The sequence below is a fragment of the Ursidibacter maritimus genome (assembly GCF_009761395.1).
GTDB classification, from domain to species: Bacteria; Pseudomonadota; Gammaproteobacteria; order Enterobacterales; family Pasteurellaceae; genus Ursidibacter; species Ursidibacter maritimus.
In genome coordinates, this window is the sequence record NZ_LEKN01000034.1 from 43,451 (window position 1) to 67,605 (window position 24,155).

General features: G+C 37.4%; 18 protein-coding genes and 1 pseudogene. 13 read left to right on the forward strand and 6 right to left on the reverse strand.

Features of this window, described 5'->3' with window-relative positions; translation table 11 throughout:
- Positions 1–278: 278 nt before the first annotated feature.
- On the reverse strand, positions 279–797 hold the full coding sequence (locus tag A1D26_RS06110) for a rhodanese family protein (RefSeq protein ID WP_157403173.1): 519 nt from the start codon (positions 795–797) through the stop codon (positions 279–281).
- Between the two features lie 269 nt (positions 798–1,066).
- Between A1D26_RS06110 and A1D26_RS09705 the strand changes: the two are divergent.
- From A1D26_RS09705 to A1D26_RS06135, 6 genes and pseudogenes are all read left to right on the forward strand, one after another.
- Positions 1,067–1,246 (forward strand): annotated as a pseudogene (locus A1D26_RS09705) (ACT domain-containing protein); the annotation flags it as partial.
- Between the two features lie 477 nt (positions 1,247–1,723).
- Entirely contained in the window at positions 1,724–2,665 is a 942-nt protein-coding gene (locus tag A1D26_RS09645; RefSeq protein WP_232516814.1) for a sigma 54-interacting transcriptional regulator, read from the forward strand.
- Positions 2,665–4,338 (forward strand): ABC transporter substrate-binding protein, encoded by a 1,674-nt coding sequence (locus A1D26_RS06120; protein ID WP_157403175.1) that lies wholly within the window; start codon positions 2,665–2,667, stop codon positions 4,336–4,338. The genes A1D26_RS09645 and A1D26_RS06120 overlap by 1 nt, the downstream gene beginning before the upstream one ends.
- Before the next feature lie 27 nt (positions 4,339–4,365).
- Positions 4,366–5,325, forward strand: a complete 960-nt coding sequence (locus A1D26_RS06125) for an ABC transporter permease (protein ID WP_157403176.1) — start codon at positions 4,366–4,368, stop codon at positions 5,323–5,325.
- Positions 5,315–6,205 (forward strand): ABC transporter permease subunit, encoded by an 891-nt coding sequence (locus A1D26_RS06130; protein WP_157403177.1) that lies wholly within the window; start codon positions 5,315–5,317, stop codon positions 6,203–6,205. The genes A1D26_RS06125 and A1D26_RS06130 overlap by 11 nt, the downstream gene beginning before the upstream one ends.
- Positions 6,206–6,207: 2 nt before the next feature.
- Positions 6,208–7,254 carry a peptide ABC transporter ATP-binding protein gene (locus tag A1D26_RS06135; RefSeq protein WP_157403178.1) on the forward strand — a complete coding sequence of 349 codons (1,047 nt, stop codon included), beginning with the start codon at positions 6,208–6,210 and terminating at the stop codon, positions 7,252–7,254.
- Positions 7,255–7,346: 92 nt separating this feature from the next.
- On the opposite strand, the gene A1D26_RS06140 is transcribed toward A1D26_RS06135, so the two are convergent.
- Entirely contained in the window at positions 7,347–8,237 is an 891-nt protein-coding gene (locus A1D26_RS06140; RefSeq protein WP_157403179.1) for a LysR family transcriptional regulator, read from the reverse strand.
- Between the two features lie 156 nt (positions 8,238–8,393).
- On the opposite strand from A1D26_RS06140, the gene topA reads away from it, so the two are divergent.
- The 5 genes from topA (at position 8,394) to lptD (ending at position 16,115) form a co-directional block, all read left to right on the forward strand.
- Positions 8,394–11,006, forward strand: coding sequence for a type I DNA topoisomerase (gene topA / locus A1D26_RS06145; protein ID WP_157403180.1), 2,613 nt, complete (start codon positions 8,394–8,396; stop codon positions 11,004–11,006).
- Positions 11,007–11,247: 241 nt separating this feature from the next.
- Positions 11,248–11,823 carry a Der GTPase-activating protein YihI gene (yihI, locus tag A1D26_RS06150; protein WP_157403181.1) on the forward strand — a complete coding sequence of 192 codons (576 nt, stop codon included), beginning with the start codon at positions 11,248–11,250 and terminating at the stop codon, positions 11,821–11,823.
- A 30-nt stretch (positions 11,824–11,853) separates the two neighbouring features.
- Positions 11,854–12,303 (forward strand): DUF2489 domain-containing protein, encoded by a 450-nt coding sequence (locus tag A1D26_RS06155; protein ID WP_157403182.1) that lies wholly within the window; start codon positions 11,854–11,856, stop codon positions 12,301–12,303.
- 7 nt (positions 12,304–12,310) lie between these two features.
- Positions 12,311–13,678, forward strand: coding sequence for an oxygen-independent coproporphyrinogen III oxidase (hemN, locus tag A1D26_RS06160; RefSeq protein WP_157403183.1), 1,368 nt, complete (start codon positions 12,311–12,313; stop codon positions 13,676–13,678).
- A 76-nt stretch (positions 13,679–13,754) separates the two neighbouring features.
- A complete protein-coding gene (gene lptD / locus A1D26_RS06165) occupies positions 13,755–16,115 on the forward strand; it encodes an LPS assembly protein LptD (RefSeq protein WP_157403184.1) in 2,361 nt (786 codons plus the stop codon).
- 143 nt (positions 16,116–16,258) lie between these two features.
- Here the strand turns inward: lptD and priC are convergent, their stop codons facing one another.
- On the reverse strand, positions 16,259–16,762 hold the full coding sequence (gene priC, locus A1D26_RS06170) for a primosomal replication protein PriC (protein WP_157403185.1): 504 nt from the start codon (positions 16,760–16,762) through the stop codon (positions 16,259–16,261).
- A gap of 459 nt (positions 16,763–17,221) precedes the next feature.
- On the opposite strand from priC, the gene A1D26_RS06175 reads away from it, so the two are divergent.
- Complete coding sequence (locus A1D26_RS06175) at positions 17,222–18,298, forward strand: porin (protein ID WP_157403186.1); 1,077 nt, start codon at positions 17,222–17,224, stop codon at positions 18,296–18,298.
- A 567-nt stretch (positions 18,299–18,865) separates the two neighbouring features.
- Here the strand turns inward: A1D26_RS06175 and A1D26_RS06180 are convergent.
- Both A1D26_RS06180 and purR read right to left on the reverse strand, forming a co-directional pair.
- Entirely contained in the window at positions 18,866–19,501 is a 636-nt protein-coding gene (locus tag A1D26_RS06180) for a DedA family protein (RefSeq protein ID WP_157403187.1), read from the reverse strand.
- A gap of 11 nt (positions 19,502–19,512) precedes the next feature.
- Positions 19,513–20,523, reverse strand: coding sequence for an HTH-type transcriptional repressor PurR (gene purR / locus A1D26_RS06185; protein ID WP_157403188.1), 1,011 nt, complete (start codon positions 20,521–20,523; stop codon positions 19,513–19,515).
- A 279-nt stretch (positions 20,524–20,802) separates the two neighbouring features.
- On the opposite strand from purR, the gene mnmC reads away from it, so the two are divergent.
- Positions 20,803–22,806 (forward strand): bifunctional tRNA (5-methylaminomethyl-2-thiouridine)(34)-methyltransferase MnmD/FAD-dependent 5-carboxymethylaminomethyl-2-thiouridine(34) oxidoreductase MnmC, encoded by a 2,004-nt coding sequence (gene mnmC / locus A1D26_RS06190; protein ID WP_157403189.1) that lies wholly within the window; start codon positions 20,803–20,805, stop codon positions 22,804–22,806.
- A gap of 54 nt (positions 22,807–22,860) precedes the next feature.
- On the opposite strand, the gene A1D26_RS06195 is transcribed toward mnmC, so the two are convergent.
- Positions 22,861–24,051 (reverse strand): amino acid aminotransferase, encoded by a 1,191-nt coding sequence (locus tag A1D26_RS06195; RefSeq protein ID WP_198303133.1) that lies wholly within the window; start codon positions 24,049–24,051, stop codon positions 22,861–22,863.
- Positions 24,052–24,155: the final 104 nt, after the last annotated feature.

The window sequence follows — 24,155 nt, forward strand, 5'->3', positions numbered from 1 at the left end:
ATAGCGGTAAGATTGTCATAAATTAAGCTGATCTTACCGCTTGATACACCCTCGATAACGCCCGTGTCCACACGGGTGTTTTCGGATTCTTACAAGCGGTTTAATATGTTCAATTTTTTGCAAAAGATTTTTTGGCACGAGTTTGGAAACTCATGGGGTAGAGGGATTTAATTACATTACCGATTTCAATGGTTTAACTCTGTATCGGATTAACTTGTAAAAATAACCTAAGATCTAACCGCTTATAAGCGGTCAGATATTGAGATAATTTTGCAAGTTTATTTATTCCAAGGCATTTTGGCTAATAGGCGAGCCATTCCACAAAATCCAGTTACCCCTGCAAAGACTAAGCCAGCTCCAATAAATGCTGAAATAGAATAGAACCAAGGGTGGATAAATGTACCCAGTATCATACCTAATAATACGAATGAACCTGCTGTAATGTGTACTTGTCGCATTAAGTCAATAGGTTGCGTGCGATCTAGTATGGTTTCTAGCCCTGCTTGTTTCCAACCATCAATACCATTTTCAAGTAGATATGCATCACAATTATGCTTCTGGGCAACTTCATAAAGTTGTGATTGTGACTGTTTTGTTCTTACGCCTGATTTGCAATGGAAAATAACTACTGCATTTTGGGGAAAATTAGTAATACTTTTTGTTTGTAATTGAGATAAAGGGAAAGAAATTGCTGCCGATATATGTTCACGCTTGTGTTCAGCACTTTCACGAATATCAATCAATATCGCTCCTTGCATACACATTTCTTTTGCTTCTCTTGATGGAATAATTTTCATTTTTTATCCTTTTATATGATTTATTGTTATGATTGATTTATTTTAAATGTTGTTTTGGAATATGTGAATAGGGGGATAAGTTGATAGCGGGTGATTTTTATGTTTTGTGCTCTTACTCACATGTTTTTTATGCATGAATTAGATAATCAATATTTACAAACAGATTATTGAATTTATTGTAAACAAAAATTTCCAAAATGTGAATTTGGCGTTATTATAGTTGTCCATAAGCGGTAAGATTTAGCTTAAAACTTGCAAAAGGATAAACAATGAGACTAGCGATAACTTGTGTAGAGAGAGTAGGCGTAGCCCAAGATATTTTAAGTTTATTAGTAAAAAATCAGATAAATTTAGAAGGTATTGAACTGCAAAAATTTGCGGATAAAGGGGTAGTATATTTACGCACCGAAGCTGTAGATGAAAATGTACAGCCTAAATTACTCAAAGAAATTGCCAAAATCTCAGGCATAACGAAGGTTCAGCATATTCATCATTTACCTCAAGAGCGTAAAAATTTAGAGCTACAAGCGGTATTGGGTGCTTTACCTAATCCTGTTTTATCCATTGATTTACAAGGGAATATTGAGTTTGCTAATCAACAGGCGATCAACTCTTTATTGCCAGCGTATAAACAAAATTTGTCTAAACGTAAGCAAGAAAAATTACAGACACTCAATGGAATCCCCCTAAATGACGTATTAGCCAATTTAAATAAAACAAAGTGGTATAAAGCTTTCCTTGAGCAAGGTGCTACTGCACAGCAAGATACCTTACAGCCGATTTCGAACCCAATTCAATTTGATAATCAGATGTGGCGTATTGATTTACTTCCTATTGAATTATGGGAAACGGATCAAAATCGCCCGTTAGGTTATGTGGTGGCTCTACAATCACAACAAGCAATGCAACTCGATTTACATCAGTTTATGGCTAATCAAACCAGTGAATTTGATGCAATGATCGCAAGTAGCCCTAAAATGAAACTCGTTATTGAACAAGCCAAGAAATTTGCCATATTGAAAGCACCTTTACTGATTCAAGGTGAAACTGGAACAGGTAAAGATTTATTTGCGAAGGCTTGTCATCAATTTAGTTTTAGACGAGATGAACGTTTTATTGCCGTAAACTGTGCAGGCTTGCCCGAAGAAGATGCTGAAAGTGAAATGTTTGGTTACAGTGTTGAAGGCAAAGAAAGAATGGGCTTTTTTGAATATACCAATGGTGGCACTGTTCTGTTAGATAATGTGGCTGAGCTATCCTTAGATATGCAAGCCAAGCTATTGCGTTTTTTAAATGACGGCGTATTTCGTAGAGTGGGTGAAGAGCGTGAAATTCAGGTTGATGTAAGGGTGATTTGTACTACACAAAAACCATTAGCTCAGCTTGTCAGTGAAGGAAAAATACGAGAAGATCTTTATCATCGCTTAAATGTTCTGACATTAAATTTACCGCCATTGCGTGAGCGACAAGCTGATTTGCCTTTACTTGCCGATCATTTTATTAGCCAAATTAGCCAACAACTCGGTATTAAAGAACCGAGCTATGACGAATTTTTCTTGCAAGCGTTACAGCGACACCGTTGGGCAGGAAATTTGAGAGAACTTTATAATGCCATTTATCGTGCTTGTTCATTGGCAAATCAACAACTTCAAGTCAAAGATTTAGATTTGCCTGAAGAGTCCTTGCCGGATGCGGAAATGTTAGATTTAGAACAAGCATCGCTCGATGAATTAGTTAATCAGTTTGAGTCTTCATTATTACGCAAATTCTATGCAGAGTATCCGAGTACGCGGAAACTCGCTCAGCGTTTAGGCATTTCTCACACTGCGGTGGCGAATAAATTACGACAATATGGAATTGGTAAATAATGAGATGCTATCGACAAGCGGTTGCTTTATGCAGTTTTTTTGCAATATTTAGCTTAAATCAAAGCGCTTATTCAGCGCCAAGTATTCCTCAAGAATTGCTCAATAACAGCGTGGTTTATTGTACGGATGGTTCAGATTTTTCGTTTAACCCGCAACGTGCAGAAGTGGGGAGCAATATGAATATTGTAACGGAACAGCTTTACGATAAATTGGTTGAGTTTGACCCAGTTAGCAATAAATTAAAACCCGCACTAGCAGAGCGATTTACGATCAGCGATGACGGTTTAACCATTACATTTTATTTGCGTAAAGATGTATCGTTTCATCATACCCCTTGGTTTACACCAACCCGTAAGCTAAATGCAGAAGATATTGTATTTTCGTTAAATCGAATGATGGCGAAGGAGTTTGAATTACCAGAATTAAGTGCCGAACAGCAAGCGACTTTAGCACGTTATCGTATCAATAATGAAATTGCTGAACGAACCTATTTCCCTTATTTTGACAGTGTGAGGCTAAAACATCGCATTCAAGAAATTACTGCACTTAATAGTCACACTGTAATGATTAAATTGGCGGCTGCGGATAATTCTTTATTGCACCATTTGGCTAGTCAGTATGCCGTTATTTTGTCGAAAGAGTATGCTTTACAACTAAACGCTGATGAAAATCTCGCGCAATTAAACCGCTTTCCTATTGGCACAGGGGTATATCAAGTTGAACGCTATGAGCAAGATGATCACGTTCGTCTCATTCCAAACCCACATTACTGGGGGAAAAAAGCGCATATTGGGCATATGATTGTGGATTTTTCAACGACAGCAACGGGGCGAATGGCAAAATTCTTAAATAAAGAGTGTGATATATCAGCGTTTCCTGAGCCAAGCCAGTTATCCGTTTTAACCGACAAGCAAGCGATTGTGCAAAGTGATGGGGCAAACTTAGCCTATTTAGCCTTTAATTTCCGTCAAGAAAAGATGCGAGATGTTACCTTTCGTCAGCAAATTGCACAAGCCATTGATCGCAAGCGGTTAGCAAAATTACTATTTTATTCAATGGCGGACGTTGCCGACAATGTATTACCTAAAGCGATTTTTCCTGAAACAAATCCAGATGGTTATCTTTATCCGCATATTATTCGCAAAAAATCAGATGAAACTGACCGCTTGAATTTATGGGTGGTGGACGAGAAAAAAGTTTATAATCCCCATCCATTAAAAATGGCGGAGCTAATTCGGGCAGATTTGGCTAAAGTGGGGATTACTGTTAAGGTTCGTCAAGTTAGCCGGGCTTATCTAGTCCAGCAATTAGAGAATAATCAAGCAGACTACGATCTCATTTTAGGTGGTTGGTTGGCGAATAATTTTGATGCTGATGCGTTTTTATCACCTATCCTGAGTTGCGATGCACAAAATGCAGTGACGAATTTATCAAATTGGTGCGATCACGATTTTGATGCATTGTTACAAAGTGCAAGGTTAAGTGAAGATCACTTTGTACAACGGCTACTGTATCGTCAAGCACAAGAATTATTGCAACAGCAATTGCCAATCCTACCGCTTGTGAATACTAAACGGGTATTATTAGTTAGCCCGAAAGTTGCTAAGGTCAATATTAGCCATTTTGGGCAAGTTAAATTAGCAGAAATTCATTTAGCGTTACCTACACATTAGCAGAATATGCCACGAGAAAATTGAAGAATGTTATTTGCATTGATTAGAAAATTATTTTTAACTTTGATTACGCTGATTATTTTATCTTTTATCAGCTACCATATTTTATTACGAGATCCGTTAAATAACTTAGTGGGTAATGATTTCACTGCATATTTCAATTATGTTCAGGCTTTATTACAAGGGGACTGGGGGATTAACCACAACACGGGTGAGCCACTAGCTAAACAGATCTTAAATGTGTTTCCAGCGACGATTTCACTCTGTTTATCGGCAACTTTTTTATCCTTATTGCTAGGCATTCCCTTAGGATTTTTTTCGGCAACACAACGGCAACATTTGGTTGGAAAATTACTTTCAACACTAGGCTCACTCAGTTTAGCAGTGCCTGTGTTTTGGTTAGCAATTTTATTACTCGCTTATGCTTCAATAAATCATTGGGCAATTTCGGCAGTGGGGGAAATTCATCCAATTTATGCGGTGCCAGCAGTTACGGGAGTGACTTTTATTGATATTTTACTCTCTGATTCCCCTTATAAATTAAAAATGATGCAAAGTGCGTTACAACATTTGGCGTTACCTACTTTAATCCTAGCATTACCTGCAACCCTAGAAACGTTACGCATTACAGAGCAAAGGACACTATATGTAATGAAACAGAATTACGTCAAAGTGGCTCGTGTGCGAGGCTGGTCACCATTAAAAATTTGGTGCAATCATATTATTCGCAATACGCTTCCTGCCTTAATTCCAATGATTGCACGCAATGTAACGCTTATTTTTGCTTTTGGAATGTTAATTGAAAATGTAGTGAGCTGGGACGGCGTTGGACGCTGGATGATTAACGCATTATCTATTCAAGATTATCACGCCATTTCTGCAGGGGTAGTGGCAATCGGTTTATTCGTATTATCGGTGGATTTACTAGCAAGCTTAATCACCACGTTATTAGACCCTTCACAGAAGAAAGATTGGTATGCTAAATAATAAAGATCCTGAACAATTTAGAGAGTCTGCCTATTTTACTCAATTTTGGGCGGTGCTGCGCCAAGATACTATTGCATTGGTTAGTGTTAATCTATTTTTTGCATTACTTGGTTTAACATTATTAGGCTACTGGATAGCCCCGTATTCTGCTGAACAACAGTTTGTCGGTTTAGAATTGATGCCACCGTCTTGGAACGATCAAGGGCAAATTAGTCACTTCTTTGGTACTGATGATTTAGGGCGAGATATTTTTAGTCGAATTTTATCGGGGTTCTATTACACTGTAGGCTCAGCTTTGACAATTACGTTGGCGATTGCTGTTATTGGCGGGGTAATTGGTATTTTAGCCGGAGCAAAAAAAGGGAGTTCTTTTTTTATTCTGTCGCATTTGTTTGATACCTTTTTATTTACCCCTATTCTGTTAATTGCGATTATTATCGCCACGCTAATGGAGCCAAGTTTACCGAATGCTATGTTAGCTATTTTTTTGGCGATGCTACCACATTTTATCCATAAAATTTATCAAACTACCCAGCAGGAGCTAAAACGAGAATATGTTGTGACTCTTCGTTTAGAGGGAGCAAAATTTAAAGATTTAGTCAAGGAAGTGATCCTACCAAATTTAACAGTGATTGCAGTGAAAGAGCTGTCTCATATTTTTGTGATCGCAGTATTGGATATTAGTGCATTAAGTTTTATCTCACTGGGGGCAAAAAGTCCAACACCTGAATGGGGTACAATGATTCGAGATTCAATGGAATTAGTTTATATTGCCCCTTGGACAGTGATTCTACCTGGGCTTGCAATCGTCTTTGTGATTTTAATTATTACTCTACTCGGTAATAGTATTGTGCGTGTTTTAGAAAAATATCGGTATTAATTATGGCATTGTTAGATATTCGTCATTTAAGCATTGAAATTGAAACACCAGAAGGGCGAATCAAAATGGTGGACAACGTCAATCTCACCCTTGACAGCGGTGAGATTTGTGGCTTAGTTGGCGAATCAGGTTCAGGTAAGAGTTTAATTGCCAAAGTTATCTGCGGATTGGTTAAAGAAGAGTGGATTATTACCGCTGATCGATTTCGTTTTAATGATGTTGAGCTTTTAAAACTCTCACCATCACAACGTAGGAAGCTAGTGGGTGATGATATTTCAATGATCTTCCAAGATCCACTTTCCTGTTTAGACCCAAGTTTGCCTATTGGTAAACAATTAAGCCAAACTATCCGCTTTAAAGGCAAATGGTGGCAATGGTTCGGCTGGAAAAAACGTAAAGCCATTGAGTTACTACATCGTGTGGGCATTAAAGATCACCAAGATGTAATGCGTAGCTACCCAACGGATTTAACCGAAGGGGAAGCCCAAAAAGTGATGATTGCAATGGCTGTGGCTAATCAGCCCCGTTTATTAGTGGCTGATGAGCCAACAAATACAATGGAAGCCACAACGCAGCTACAAATTTATCGATTGCTTTCCAGTATGAATAAGAATTTAGGCACATCAATCATTTTAGTCAGTAACGATATGTTGAGTATTCAAAAATGGGTTGATTCCTTTAATGTGCTTTATTGCGGTCAAACAGTGGAAATTGCCACGAAAGAAACCATAATGGAAACGCCATTTCACCCTTATACTTCGGTGTTATTACATAGTGTTCCCGATTTTTCTCAGCCTTATCCATTTAAAGGACGACTCAACACCCTAAAAGGTTCTGTGCCAATGCTCAAAGATATGCCAATTGGTTGTCGTCTTGGGCCACGTTGCCCTTTTGCTCAGAAAAAATGTGTGGTGAAACCGCCATTAAGAAAGTTCCGCCAACACGAATTTGCTTGTCATTTCCCGATTAACTTTCGTGAGCAGAATTTCTTGAAGAAATCCGAATTTATTCCTGTGATGGTAAATAATAAGCCTGAGATGAGTGGGTAAAATGATGCCTTTTGCGAAGATTGAAAGCGGTGACTTTATATAAAAATTTTGCAAAATTCTTTGTATATTACACCGCTTGTATCAGGCATAAATTATAAATACGCTTTTTGTTCTTTCATTAACGTGCTAAAAAATTCCATAGCCACTTTAACTTTCGGGGATAGATAGCGGCGGTGTGGGTAGAGCAAACTAATATCCAGTTTTTCCTGTTCCAAATGATTTAAGATTGGAATCAGTTCGCCTGATGCTAACTCGTCTTTTACTAAGAATTTTGGGATCTGAATAATACCCAAGTGTGCTTTTGCAATTTGCACTAGAGCATAACCATTATTGCTATATAGTCGGCTTTGCGGTTTAAATTTAATATGATGTCCGTTCTCATTAAATTGCCAAGTTTGTTGTCCTTCGTAGAGCAGACATTGATGTTGTTGTAATTCTGATGCTGCTTGGGGTTCGCCATATTTAGCTAAATACTGAGGAGAGGCGACAATTAAATGCTCTGCTTGAGCAATACGTTTTGCCACAATAGAACTATCTTCTAGCTTGCCAATGCGTAGCACCAGATCATAACCTTCAGCCACCACATCAACTCGGCGATCATTAAATTCCAAGTTAAGTTGAAGATGGGGATAAGTTTCAATAAATTTGCCTAAATGGGGGGCAATAAAGCGAGAGCCGAAATCCATTGGTACAGAGATCGTAAGCTTGCCTTGTAAGGTGGACGTAATATCGGTTACACAGGCTTCTGCCTCTTTGAGTTCATTTAAAATAGGTAAACAGCGTTGGTAAAATAGTAGTCCAGCTTCTGTCGGGGTAATTTTGCGAGTGGTGCGTTGCAGGAGTCGGACATTCAGATGTGCTTCAAGCTGTGCCACCAATTTACTTGCCATTGCGAGCGAAATTTGTTCTTGTTGAGCAGCTTGGGTGAAACTTTGGGTTTCAATTACTCGACAAAATAAGTTAATTGCGTGTAGTTTATCCATTTTATCCCTTTTGATATTGTATTTTGTAGAAAGCCTTGCTATTGTCTTCATCATTTTATTTTAAAAAGCAATAAATATAAACGAATGAGAAACAATAGTTAGTCTATTGTGTTCATTATTTCTAATTTTGAGAGTATAAACAATTTAGGTGTAACAATGGGAAAATCATTAGTTATTGTTGAGTCGCCAGCCAAAGCCAAAACAATTAATAAATATTTGGGTAGCGATTTTGTGGTGAAATCAAGTGTGGGGCATATCCGAGATTTGCCAACAAGCGGTGCGGAAAAGGAAGAAAAAACCGAAAAAGCCAAACCGATTTCAACCAAAGGAATGAGTGCAGAGCAAAAGGCACGAGTAAAATCTGAAAAAGAACGTACCGCTTTAGTTAAGCGAATGGGGATTGACCCTTACCACGACTGGAAAGCACATTACCAAATTCTACCAGGTAAAGAAAAAGTGGTGTCTGAACTGAAATCACTTGCGAAGAAAGCTGATCATATTTATCTCGCAACCGACTTGGATAGAGAAGGGGAGGCGATTGCGTGGCACTTGCGTGAAGTGATTGGGGGCGATGATGCACGTTTTAGTCGTGTTGTATTTAATGAAATTACCAAAAATGCGATTAAACAAGCCTTTGAAAAGCCAGAACAACTGAATATTGATCGCGTGAACGCACAACAAACCCGCCGTTTTTTAGATCGTGTTGTTGGTTTTATGGTATCACCATTACTATGGAAAAAAGTTGCTCGTGGCTTATCTGCTGGGCGAGTACAATCCGTTGCAGTAAAACTATTGGTAGAGCGTGAGCGAGAAATTAAAGCTTTCCAACCTGAAGAGTTTTGGGAGATTGTAGCAAAAACCACCGCTAAAAATGGTGAGCTTGCTCTTGATTTAACTCACGCTAAAGGTAAGAAATTCTCTGCCAAAAATCAGAAACAGGCAGACCAAGCGGTCAGTTCATTACAAAATTCTGCATTTATTGTCACAGATATTGAGAAAAAACCGACTTCATCAAAAGCCAAAGCGCCTTTTATTACTTCAACGTTACAACAAACTGCAAGTACACGTTTGGGCTTTAGCGTGAAAAAAACAATGATGCTAGCTCAACGCTTATATGAAGCGGGTTACATTACCTATATGCGCACGGATTCAACCAATCTCAGCCAAGATGCACTGACGATGGCGAGAGGGTATATTGAACAAACCTTCGGCAAAGCCTATTTACCAACCAAACCGAATTTCTATGCAAGTAAAGAAAAAGCACAAGAGGCACACGAGGCTATTCGTCCGTCAGATGTTAATGTAAAAATCACTGACTTAAAAGGAATGGAAAAAGATGCAGAGCGTTTATACGATCTAATTTGGCGACAATTCCTTGCTTGTCAAATGACTGCGGCAGAATATGATTCAACGAGTCTTACGGTTACAGCAGGTGAGTATGAATTAAAAACAAAAGGGCGAGTGTTGCGTTTTGATGGTTGGACAAAAGTCTTGCCTATTCAAGGTAAAACTGCTGAAGATCAAGAATTGCCTGAAGTTGCACTAAATGAGGTTTTAAGTCTAAATCAAGTTATTCCAAGCCAACATTTTACTAAACCGCCAGCACGTTATTCAGAGGCGGCATTAGTAAAAGAATTAGAAAAACGGGGGATTGGTCGCCCATCAACTTATGCTGCAATTATCTCAACTATTCAAGAGCGAGGTTATGTGCGAGTTGAAAACCGCCGCTTCTATGCGGAGAAAATGGGGGAGATCGTTACAGATCGTTTAAATGAATCCTTCCAAGATTTAATGAATTACGATTTTACCGCCAATATGGAAGATACTCTCGACCAAATTGCATCAGGAAATAGTAATTGGAAAGAAGAATTAAACCGCTTCTTTAGTGATTTTTCAGAAAAACTGACAACGGCGGAGCTAAACGAATTAGAAGGTGGAATGCGTCCAAACAATTTAGTGGAAACGGATATTCACTGTCCAACTTGCCAACGTTCAATGGCAATTCGTACCGCAAGCACAGGGGTATTTTTAGGCTGTACAGGCTATGCCTTACCACCAAAAGAGCGTTGCAAAACCACAATCAATTTAATTCCAGAAGCCGAATTATTGAATGTGTTAGATGAAGATTCCGAAACTAACGCACTAATGCAACGTAAACGTTGCCCGAAATGTGATACAGCAATGGATAGCTATGTAATTGATCCTGCTCGTAAAATTCATATTTGCGGTAATAACCCGAATTGTGATGGCTATTTAATTGAAGAAGGGACTTTCAAAATTAAAGGCTATGATGGTCCAGTTGTTGAATGCGATAAATGCGGTGCAGATATGCACCTAAAATTAGGGCGTTTTGGAAAATATATGGGCTGTACGCAATGTGATAATACTCGTAAAATTCTGAAAAATGGTGAAGTTGCTCCACCACGAGAAGAGCCCGTTGCTTTCCCAGAATTGAAATGTGAAAAATCAGATGCCTACTTTGTACTGCGTGATGGGGCAAGTGGCGTTTTTATGTCGGCACATAATTTCCCAAAATCTAGAGAAAGTCGCGCACCGAAAGTGGTTGAATTAGCTAAATATCGTGAACGTTTACCAGAGAAATTACAGTATCTTGCAGATGCACCACAAAGAGACCCAGAAGGGAATGAGGCAATTATTCGCTTTAGTCGTAAAGAAAAACGCCAATACGTTACCTCAGAAAAAGAAGGCAAAGCAACCAAATGGATTGTGGATTACCTCGATGGAAAATGGGTAGAACGCAAGAAATAATCTCATTAAACGGCACAATATCTGTGCCGTTTTTTGTTGATCGCGAATGTGTTTTTAAGTTAATAGTTCAACAGTTTGTGCTAAAGCTTGCTACCGTATGGCGTTAGTGTAATTTTTATCAAGATTTTTATTCACATACGTATAAAAGATTTCACCATTCAAAGCATTTCATATTCTCAATTTTCATTCGGTGCAGTTAGTGGTACAATCCTCAACTATTTTTATTAACCGAAGAAGACTTATGAGTCGTACAAAAAAAACACGTCGAATTACCGATATTATGCCTGCAAGAAAAGCAGATAAACCTTTTGAACAGCAAAAAGCCAGCCCCTCAAAGAGCCGAAAACCCAGCCGTTATGAATTGGATCTACAAGCTCGTGAAGAAAAGAAAAAGCGTAAACATAAAGGGTTGCCGTCAGGTTCTCGTGCTAACGAAGGTCTAGAACAGAAAAAAGCAGTTGCAAAAGAAGTTAAAGATCCTCGAATTGGTAGCCGTAAAAAAGTTCCTTTGATGGTGGAATTTGTAAATCAGCCAGAAAAAGGTAAAACGATCAAACCTGTAATATTAGAAGTGGAAAAACCACGTCTTTCACCCGAGTTAGAATTAGAGCAGTTAGAAAATAATGAATGTCTAAATCAATTATTAGATGATTTGGAAGCAGGAAAAACATTATCTGCCGAAGATCAAAAATTTGTTGATGAATGTTTAGATAGAGTTCACGAATTAATGACAGAGTTAGGTATTGAAGACGAAGAAGATGATTCTGAAGCTTTATTACGTCAATTTGAAACAATGGATATAAATAAATTCCGCTAATTTATTAGCATCTAATGTAGAGTTTAACCAATGATGCGTTTTTTCTTAATTATTTTGGCTGTTTTAATTCTTATCTCAATGGCGGGTTATGCGATTTCATTATTGATGAAATTAAATCGTCAGCAAAAGCAATTAAAACAGGCGAAAAATGCTCGTTATATTAATATTTTAGAGAGCATAGATGTAATTGCTCGAGCAATGCTTGTTGAACAGTGTGATTTTTCCGAAGGTGTCTTACGAATAAAGCCTTTACTTGATGTATTAGGCAAGAAATTATCTCAATTTCCTGCGATGTGGGAGTTATATCAAGTGGTGGAGTCAATGCCTATTCTGGAAGAACGTAAAACACTTAAGCGTAATGAACGAATGAAGCTTGATTTAGAGCGTGAAGCAAAAGAAGCGGAATTGGCTGAACAGATTAAAACAGAACTCCAACAGCTATTGGCTGAAATGGAGCAATTTAAACAAGAGTTGAAGTAGGTTATCAATGTCAGAAATTATTTGGGATCTTAATCTCATTCAAAAATATAATCAATCTGGGCCACGCTATACTTCTTACCCGACGGCATTGGAATTTAATGAATCTTATAATGATGATGATTTCCGAATTGCCGCGGCACGCTACCCAGATAAACCGCTTTCCCTTTATGTACATATTCCATTTTGTCATAAACTTTGCTACTTCTGTGCTTGTAATAAAATTATTACTCGCCACCAGCATAAAGTAGATATTTATTTAGATTATTTAGAGAAAGAAATTAAATATCGTGCTGAGCTATTTAAAAATCGCCGAGTAACCCAAATCCACTGGGGTGGCGGTACGCCAACTTATCTCGATGAAGATCAATCTCTTCGCTTAATGGCAATGTTGCGTAAACATTTTGATGTCAGTGAAGATGCGGAAATTAGTATTGAAATGGATCCGCGTGAGATTGAGTTGGAGATGTTAGATCACTTACGTCAAATCGGGTTTAACCGAATTAGTATGGGTATTCAAGATTTCAATAAAGAAGTTCAGAAACTCGTTAATCGTGAACAAGACGAAGACTTTATATTTGCCTTGATGAAACGAGCAAAAGAGTTAGGTTTTACCTCTACTAACATTGATTTAATTTATGGCTTGCCAAAACAGACGGTAGAAAGTTTTCTCTTTACATTAGAGAAAGTGATTGAGCTTAATCCTGATCGAATGAGTGTGTTTAACTATGCACACCTACCAAGTCGATTTGCAGCTCAAATCAAAATTAAAGATGAAATGTTGCCACCACCGCAAACTAAGTTAGATATTTTACAAAAGACAATCGAAACCTTAGGCAAAGCAGGTTATAAATTTATCGGTATGGATCACTTTGCCAAACCTGATGATGAATTAGCGGTTGCTCAAGAGCAAGGGGTATTACATCGTAATTTCCAAGGCTATACCACTCAAGAAGATGCGGATTTACTAGGAATGGGCGTATCTGCGATTAGTTTATTGGGCGATAGTTATGCTCAAAACCATAAAGAACTAAAACAGTATTATGCTGAAGTTGAAAATCGAGGGATTGCTTTGCAAAAAGGGCTTACGATGACAAAAGATGACTGTTTACGCAGAGATGTAATCAAAGCTCTTATTTGTAATTTTAAATTAGATTACGTTCCTTTTGAGCAAGAGTATCAAATTGATTTTAAAACTTATTTTAAAGAAGATTTAGAACTACTTGCTCCATTAGTACAAGATGGTTTATTGGAGATTGGCGAAACAGGGATTAAAGTTTCACCAAAAGGACGATTACTGATCCGTAATATCTGTATGTGTTTTGATATTTATTCAAGACAACAAGCGAGAAGACAACAGTTTTCACGCATTATTTAATTAAACAAGCGGTGAGATTTGTCAAATTTTTTGCAAAACTGACCGCTTGCTGTTCCACAAAATGATAGGACGATATATGAAACAGCACCATTACAATTTACTTTCACTTGCTGTAATGACGGCTTGTTATAGCAATTATGCAATGGCAGAAAAAGAGACAGAGAAACCAACCAATGCTTTACAAGCACAATGTTTGCTTGGTGTTCCACAATTTCACGGCGAAGTTGTGAAAGGTGATCAAACACAATTACCTGTCTATATTGAATCAGATAGCGCTTTAATCAATCAACCTAAAGATGCAACCTACACAGGTGATGTGAATATTCAGCAAGGTAATCGTACGATATCAGCTGAGCAAGTTCGAGTGGAGCAAGATGGTGATAATGCTCGTTATGCTTATTTACAAGGTTCATTTGATTATCGTGACAATATTATCAATGCCAAAGGGCGTGATGCGACAATTAACTTAATGAGTAAAGAGTCTAATTTGGCTAATGCCGATTACCAATTAGTTGGTCGCCAAGGTCGTGGAACAGCTCAGAATGTTTCAGTTACAGATGAACAACGTGTAATGAAAAATGCGACTTTTACCTCTTGTTTACCAAATGACGAGTCTTGGTCGATTGAAGCAAATGAAATGGTTCAACACGTTAAAGATGAATATGCAGAGTTATGGCACGCTAGATTTAAAGTCTTAGGTGTGCCAGTATTTTATTCGCCTTATTTACAATTCCCAATTGGTGATCGACGCCGTTCAGGGTTACTTATTCCAAATGCAGGACATTCAAGCAGAGATGGTTATTTCTATTCTCAACCATTTTATTGGAATATTGCTCCGAATATGGATGCAACCTTTACTCCTACCTATTTTAGTCGTCGTGGTTGGCAACTTAGCCCCGAATTTCGTTACTTAACAAAATTGGGTGAAGGTAAATTTGCGGCAGAGTATATGCAGAAAGATCGTTTACCTGCTTGGACGGAAAAACAAAAATCTCGCCATTTACTTTTTTGGCAACATACCGTGAATTTCTCAAGTAACTGGCGTTTTTCTGCAGACTACACTAGAGTAAGTGATAGACGTTATTTCTCTGATTTTGTATCAAATTATGGAAATAGTACCGATGGTTATGCTACCCAAAATTTCAAATTAGGTTACTATCAGCCAAACTATAATATCTCAATTGCGGCCAAACGATTCCAAACCTTTGATGATTCAGGTAGCAAGCCATATCGAGTATTTCCACAAATTGATTTCCATTATTACAAAAACGATCTAGTAAAAAATGGGGATTTCTCCTTCTTTGGGCAAGCGTCATATTTTGCTAATGATAGTAAAATAATGCCAACAGCTTGGCGTTTTCACGCAGAGCCTGCAATGAATTTTCCATTTGCAAATCGTTTTGGGAGCATTAATTTAGAAACCAAATTATATGCAACGCAATACCTTCAGAAAAAGGGCGAAAATTCAAGTGCTGAAGATATTCAGCGTAACGTAACGCGTGTATTACCACAATTTAAATTAGACTTGAAGACAACATTAGAAGCAAAAAGAAATCTTTTTGATGGTTTTGACCAAGTTTTAGAACCACGAATTCAGTATCTTTATCGCCCTTATAAAGACCAATCAAACATTGGTTCGCAACGTCAGCAAAGTTTAGGGTTAGGTTATGACTCTGCACTATTACAGCAAGATTATTTTTCACTTTTTAATGATCGCCGTTATAGTGGCTTAGACCGAATTGCGTCTGCAAACCAAATTACCGTGGGTGGAACAACTCGTTTCTTTAACAACCAGACGGGTAGTGAAGTATTTAACTTTAGTGCAGGACAAATCTATTATTTGTCGCCTTCTAAGATTGATAATATTTCTGTCAACAGCACGACTAAACGTTCGTCATCTTTATCATTAGAATCAAACTGGAAGTTCCATACGAAATGGAATTGGCACGGTTCTTACCAATATGATACTCGTTTAAATAAAACTGCATTAGCCAATACATCGCTACAATATAAATTTAAGCAGAATAACCTTGTGCAGCTCAACTACCGTTACGCAAGCCGGAACTATATTGATCAAAACTTAAGTGCCAACCGTTATGGTCAAGATATTAAACAAGTTGGTGCAGTGATAGGCTGGGAAGTGACAGACAAAGTAGGAATAATGGCATCTCACTATCACGATATAGCGTTGAAAAAACCAGTAGAAAGTCAATTAGGCATTACATATAACACTTGCTGCTGGAATGTATCTCTTTACACTGCAAGACGCTTAGTTGCAACGCCAACAGGTAAATCAGATACCATCAGAGATTTCTATTATGACAATCGTTTTGGTATTAATTTTGAATTACGCTTTGGTAATAATTACAATAGCGGAGTTTCAAAAATGCTTAAACGAGGAATTATTCCTTATACAGAAGCCTATGATATCAATTAGATAGTCAAAATATATGGTAGGCATATTTTGAATTTGCTTACCATAAAACTGGGCATATAAGCCAAAATAGTTGCTAATAATGCTCTCCTGCCTTTATTAGCAACTTTTTGTTTACAAAATCCGTTTTTATAACGAGTTAATGGCTAATCATTCAATTCAGCTAATTTTTCTAGGCACTTCTGAATACGATATTCCGTTTCTTTTATTTGGGTTTGAATAGATAATTTTTTCTGGACATCGACAGTTTGATGATTTAACTCAAATAACCAGCTCAATTTCTCGTTTAATGCTCGATGAATTTTTTGATATTCGATAATCTGTTGTGAAGCGGGCAGTTTATGCAAATTTTTTGCAAATCGGTATTTGCTTTTGAAATGGGGGGCAGATTCGCTTTCCACTTGACAACACCTATCAACCACCTTCTTTAAGGTATCAAATTGCTGTACTAAACGTTGAGTATAAATCTCGACATAAGATAGGTTACTTTGCTGATTGATCAATTCACAAGTGTGGAGTATTTCTTGCACAAAATCACTCACTTTGCCTTTAGAAAGCGTAAAAATATCCGATGAAATTTCCACTTTATTTGCTAAAAAAGGGGAAAAGATTTGGCACTGCTGCTGAATGGCAAGGGTAAAATCTGTCATAAATACATCGGTTTTGTTGGATTTCTGATAATTATAAACAAGAAAAATATATTTGTAATTCATTATTTTTGATTAAATAACACTCAAAATTGTAGCTATTTTCTCAAATTGTGAAATAGCTCACATTTTTTTTGAACTTTTCTTTGAAATTATAATTTAATAAAAAAATATTATTTATCAATGATTTACATGGGGATAAAATTATGAAGTAATTCTCAGCTCAAAATGATTTTTTACTCTATGTGAAGTGAGTCTTTTTAAACTATTGTTTTTTAAGTGAATTTTTTATCATAAAAAAAGTTCCCTAGATATTGACACTTTATCGCTATTCTGACAATATGCGCTCGCAATCAGCATTTACCCAAATTGACAATGGATGTAAATGGTGTACTTGGCCATTACTCTTATACCTTAACGAGAGTAATTTGACGAAACTAAAATAAATTTAAGGTGAACACTATGAAAAAAACACTAGTAGCATTAGCAGTAACAGCATTCGCAACTTCAGCTTCAGCATTAACTGTTTATGAAAATGAAGGTACAAAAGTAGATTTTGATGGTTCTATCCGTTTACGTTTAGATAACGAAAAATCTAAAACAGATAATAAAACTACAAAACGTGCACACACAAACTTACATAATGATGGTTCACGTTTCGGTGTAAAAGCAAAACATACTCTTGGCGATGATTTATTTGCGTTCGGTCGTTTAGAATTCCGTTTTAATGGCGGTGACAGAGCGAAGTCAACGGATCAATTCGGTGATTTATATGCACATCGTGCTTATGTTGGTATTGGTAGCAAACAGTATGGTGAAGTGTCTTTTGGTCGCCAAGTAACTATTGGTGATGATATTACACAAGCAGGTTTTGATAATGCTTATGGTGTATTTGATAGCACTTTAACAGGTGCAGGTAAATCTGTTGTTCGTTATGACTATAAAGGCGTAGAAGGTTTACATGTTGGTGTAGATTATCGTTTTGCAGAAGATCGTGATGAAAACGGCGAAGTTAAAAAAGGTAAATTAAAATCAGGTTATGGTGCTGGTGTTGTTTATGAGTTGAAAGTTGCCGAAGGCCAATCAGCAACAGTAGCAGCAGGTTATACTCGTGATAATTTTGTAACTGATACAAAAAATAAACATCATAAAGATGCTTGGGCATTTGGTGCATCTTATAGTGTTGATGCTTTAACATTAGCGGCAGACTATGCAGGCTCTTTTGTTAAGGAAGGTAAAGATAAAGATCGTTTCAACGGTTTCCGTGTTGGTGCTAAGTATCAAGTAACTCCAGCTGTTGCAGTATATGGTAACTACGGCTATGGCGTATCTAAGGATAAAGCTAACAACGTAACAGTATCTAAAGATGTATTCCACAAATTTATGTTAGGTTCATCTTACCAAGTGCATAAAAATGTGTTTACTTATGTTGAAGGTGGCGTAGGTAAAGTAACAACTACAGCTTATGAAGGTAATAAAGCAATCAAAACTAAAACATCAGAAAACAATATCGGTGTAGGTTTACGCGTATTCTGGTAATCACTGGAATTAGCTAATTGACAGTAACAGGGCAAACGTAATGTTTGCCCTGTTTTTTATTGATATGCTGATAGTATTTAATTTCTATCAAAATAAACATTAATCCCTCTTCCATACCTTTTAACTTAGATAAATAACTTCTAAGTCATTTCTTGATGATTACAGACGTTTTTCTGTTACACATTGACAAACGCCTACAATCTTTCTATTCGATGAAATCAAGTATTTTCTAAGTAACGATTGCAATCGTATCTTTTTGATCCAATGCTCAAATAGATTGCTTGTCATTGTCTTTGGATGAATGATCGAGACAATCAAATTTGGGGTTTTGCTTATAATTTCCCTGCTACAAATGCTATTCTTTGGTAACGTTTACCATTTACATTATTAGAGATTTTTACCAATTAACTCATCATAATGGAATAAAGAAATGAAGTGAGGTATTGTCTATAATTGATTTTGTAAAAAAAGCTGCTAATAAAGGGAAGAGAGCATTATTAGCAACTATTTTAGTTAGTGTAGTCTAATTTGTTGAAATGCAGAGCATTGTTTGAATTTTGTTATCAATTAAGGTTGATTATCTGTATTTTGCGTTGGGCTATCTACCGATTTGGCTTTACGGCTCTTTTTCCATTTCCAAAATACAAAAATTCCACCAATAATTAAAATAACCCAAATTACCATTTGTCCTTTCTGAATTTGAGCGTGTAACCAATCTAAATTTTTTGCTCCGAAGTCGCCTAAATAGACCCAAATTGGAACAGAAATAATTGCAGCAAAGAAATCGACTAAAACAAAACGAGTAAAAGTCACTTTGCGAGTAATGCCTGATACTAAATAAACCACCGCTCGAAGCCCAGGTAAAAAACGGGCAACAAATAAGAGTTTCCAACCTTCTTTTTCAAAGCGATCTTGTACTGTTGCAAATCGTTCTGGCGTGGCAATTTTGCGAATAAGTGGGAATTTTAGGATTTTTTCACCATAAATGCGTCCAAGCCAATACATTGTGCTATCGCCAACTAATACACCAATCATACTGACGACAAGCATCCAATGTACGTTTGTGTAACCTAAGCCAGAGATTACACCACCTGATACAAGGGTAATATCTTCAGGAATAGGTACGCCAAATCCACAGATTAACAGCACAAAAAATACAGCAAAGTAGCCATAGCTACTGAAAAATTCAATTAGTAATTCCATTACAATTCCTCTTATTGATTTAGGTTTCGGACAGAACTGCGCACAACGAGCTCAGGGTAAAATTCTAAGACCTTAGGCTCGTGACTTTGTTCATTATGTTCAATACGCTCAAGCAGTAAATCTAATGCCATCTGCCCTAAGCGTGTTTTAGATTGATGAATAGTGGTAAGTGGCGGCGCATAGAAACGCGAGTTATGAATATTATCGTAACCAATGATCGAAATATCTTGCGGGACAGATAAGCCTTTTTCTGTGATTGCAGAAATTGCACCTAAAGCCACGACATCACAAGCACAAACAACCGCCGTAGGCAGTTTTTCTTGTTTAAGTAAATTATTCATACTTTCGTAGCCAGCTTCAGGTTCAAAATCATTTTCGCAAATCCACTCATCTCGGATAAGCAACCCTGCATCTGTCATCGCTTTAACGAAGCCATCAAAGCGAGCTTTTGAGATAGTTTTAAACAAATCGCCCGTAATGATTGCAATATCACGATGTCCATTTTCAATTAAATACTGAGTTGCCATATAGCCACCATCAAAGCTATGGTCTTGAATACGATCACTTTGTCCGTCGTTTGGACCCCAATCCATTACCACCATTGGCACATTTGTGCCGTTAAAGAGTGAAAATGAATTGTCAGTATATTCTGAACACATTACCAAAATACCATCGACTCGTTTTTTAACCAGCATATCTAAATGGTTTTGAATTTTTTCTGACTGGTTTTGTGTATTACAGAGAAATAATGAATAGCCTTTCTGATAACAGTATTCTTCCACTGCTAATACGATTTCAGCGAAATAGGGAGCTTCGCTGGTTGTGATGATCATGCCAATTGATTTAGTCGTATTCACTTTTAAACTACGAGCAACGGCACTTGGTGAATAATTTAATTCACCGACAGCTTGCCAAACAATTTTTGTGGTATCTTCTGATACAAAACGTGTTTTATTGATCACGTGAGAGACTGTCGTAGTGGACACGCCCGCTAGTTTGGCAACATCTTTAATCGTAGCCATTCAAAATTCCTCACCATAAAAAATTGAGCCATTATAGCCAATTTTGCAAAATGCTAAAACAAAATCACCGCTTGCATTGCATTTTTAGTAAATCCTTTTAAAATAGGATGATTATTTATTATGTTGAAGGAGATGGTATGGGTACTTTTGGTTATTCTATGTTAGTGGTTGCACTTGCTTTAGGTATGATTGTGACGTTTGCAATCAATATTTTCTAAATTAAACATTTTCAATGAGAGCGTCATTTGACGCTCTTTCTTTTTATTGCTTTATTCACTTATGGCTAAACTCACTTTTGCATCTTTGGCGTTTAATGCAACGCAAACTCCCGTTTCAGAACAATTTGACGATATTTATTTTTCTACTCAAGACGGCTTGGCAGAAAGCTATTATGTTTTTCAAGAAGGCAATCAACTTTGGCAAAAATGGCAGGATCATACAAGATCTGCATTTATCATTGCGGAAACGGGCTTTGGTACAGGGTTAAATTTTTTAGCGGTTGCCGAAAAATTTCAACAATTTCAACAGGAACATCCTGATTCTCCATTAAAACGGCTCTACTTTATTTCTTTTGAAAAATTTCCATTAACGGCAAATCAATTAGCCGATATTCATCAACTTTACCCACAATTTGCAAAACTTTCTCAGCAACTCACCGCTTATTGGCAACCTCGTCAAGTTGGTTGTCAGCGTTACCATTTTGAACAAGTCTATTTAGATATTTGGTTTGGCGAAATGGCGGAAAATTTGGAGCAGCTAGGTGATAGTTATAACGGTTTAGTCGATTGTTGGTTTTTAGATGGTTTTTCACCAGATAAAAATCCAGAAATGTGGAACACAGGGCTATATCAAGCAATGTTTCGTTTAACACAAAATGGCGGAAGTTTTGCGACATTTACTGCCTCAAGTGCAGTACGAAAAGGGTTGCAAGCGGTTGGTTTTGATGTGAAGAAACGCAAGGGTTTTGGCAAAAAGCGAGAAATGCTATGGGGCGAAAAACCGCAAGAAAGCCTATCAGCAATTTCACAGTATCCTTATTTTTACCCTAACCATTCTGCTAGTTGTGATGATATTGCTATTATTGGTGGCGGTGTTGCAAGTTTATTTCTTGCATATTCACTGTTAGAAAAAGGTAAAAAAGTTACTTTATATTGCCAAGATGAACAAGTGGCTCAAAATGCGTCGGGTAATCAACAAGGGGCAATTTATCCCCAATTAAGTGATGACGATGAGCGAAATGTTCGTTTTTATGTGCATAGCTTTGATTATGCCTTACAACGTTTAAAAAAACTCGCACAAGCGGTGGAGTTTGAGCATCAATTTACAGGGGTGGCTCTTTATGCGTATAACGAAAAAACAGCACAAAAATTAGCAAAAATGGCGCAGCAAGATTGGGATCATTCACTTTATCAGCTTTATGATGCAAAAAAGCTGAGTGAAAAAATTGGTTTGCCTGTTCAAAATGGCGGGGCTTTTATTTCACAAGGCGGCTGGCTTTCACCGATTCAGCTCGTACAAAATGGGATTGCTTATTTACAAAACAAAGGCTTAAAACTATTTTTAAATCATCAGGTGACGGAATTAACTTGGCAACAAAATGCGTGGCAGTGGCAACAAGGTGGAGAAGTATTTCGTCATTCGGTTGTGGTTCTGGCTAATGGACACCAGCTGAAAACCTTTAAACAAACAGATGGCATTCCACTTTATCCTGTACGTGGGCAAGTTAGTCAAGTGCCAACCAATACGGCATTAAGCGCCTTAAAATGTGTAGTGTGTTATGACGGTTACCTTACGCCAGTATCTGCATCTGAAACCCATTGCATTGGTGCAAGCCATTTACGAGATAATGCGGATATGGCATTTAGTTTGGCTGAACATCAGCAAAATATTGCAAAACTTCAGCAAAATCTAACCGCTTGTGATTGGACATTGAATATCGACAATTCTGAGAATAAAGGAAAAGTCGGGATTCGGGCTGCTTTTCGTGATCGAGTGCCAATGGTTGGTTCAGTACCTCATTTTGCGGAACAAAAAAGACAATTTCAGAATCTGTATAATCAACTTCGCCGTAAAGAACCTCTTAAACAGGCGGAAAATTACACAAATCTTTATTTAATTGCTGGTCTCGGCTCTCGTGGGCTAACTACCGCACCATTACTAGGGGAATTACTGGCAAGCCAAATTTGCAAAGAGCCTTTGCCGATAAGCCAAGACATTTTACACGCACTTAGCCCAAATCGGAGTTGGATACGTCAATTATTGAAAGGGAGAAAAGTAGAGTAGTTATGCTGATATTCAAACCACCTTAAAGCTAAAGGTGGCTTGAATAATCGAAGATTATAGGACTTTTACGATAGATTCACATAAGCGGTCGATATTATCTTCAGTAATACCAGCCACATTGATACGGCCTGAACGAACCGCATAAATAGCAAATTCATCACGTAAACGATCCACTTGTTCAGGGCTTAAACCACTGAAAGAGAACATACCGTTTTGAGCAATAATAAAATCAAAGTTTTGTGTTGCCCCTTTCTCTTTTAAAAGCTGAACGAATTTAGCACGCATTTCTTTAATACGGTTACGCATTTCGGCTAATTCTGCAATCCAATTTGCTTTTAATGCTGGATCAGCTAATACTGTGGCCACTGCACTTGCACCGTGAGATGACGGGTTAGAGTAAAGTACACGAATAATTGATTTAACTTGGCTGAATGCGTTATTTGCTGTTTCAGCATCTTTTGCAACAAGGGTAAATGCACCCACACGCTCATTATATAAACCGAAGTTTTTTGAGAATGAACTTGCTACTAAAAGCTCAGGATTATTTTTAGCAAATGTGCGTAAACCGAACGCATCTTCTTCTAAACCGTTTGCGAAACCTTGGTAAGCGAAGTCAAATAATGGTAACCAACCTTTTTCAGCAGAAAGATTTGCTAATGTTTGCCATTGTTCAGGTGTTGGGTCGATCCCTGTTGGGTTATGGCAGCAACCGTGTAGTAAGACAACGTCGCCAGCTTCAGCTTGGCTAAGATCGGCAAGGAGATTATCCCAATCTAACGCTTTTGTTTCTTTGTTATAGTAACGGTATTCTTTAATATTGATACCCACCGCATTAAAAATAGCATTGTGGTTTGGCCAAGTTGGTGTTGAAATCCACACATTTTTTGCACTAGTTTGGCGTTTAATAAATTCGGCTGCAATGCGTAATGCCCCTGTTCCACCTAAACTTTGAGCGGTTTTTGCACGACCAGATGTAATCACATCGGCATTTTCACCAAAAAGTAGTCCTTGGGTTTGTTTATTGAAATCCGCAATACCATCAATGGTTAAATAGTTTTTGGTATTTTCATTCGCGAGTAAACGAGTCTCTGCCTCTTTTACTGCTTTAACAATCGGGGTTTGACCTTTGGCGTCTTTATAAACACCGATACCTAAATTGATTTTTTCAGCACGAGTTTCAGCTTTGAATGCTTCGCCTAAACCTAAAATTGGATCGGCAGGTGCTGCTTGAATATGACTAAACATAGACATTAGATTTCCTCATTGAGTTGTGTTGCAAAATTGTTATTTTATACGACTAATTTGACTTTTTAGCAAGTGTCAAGCGGTCTGTTCTTGAAGAAAATTTA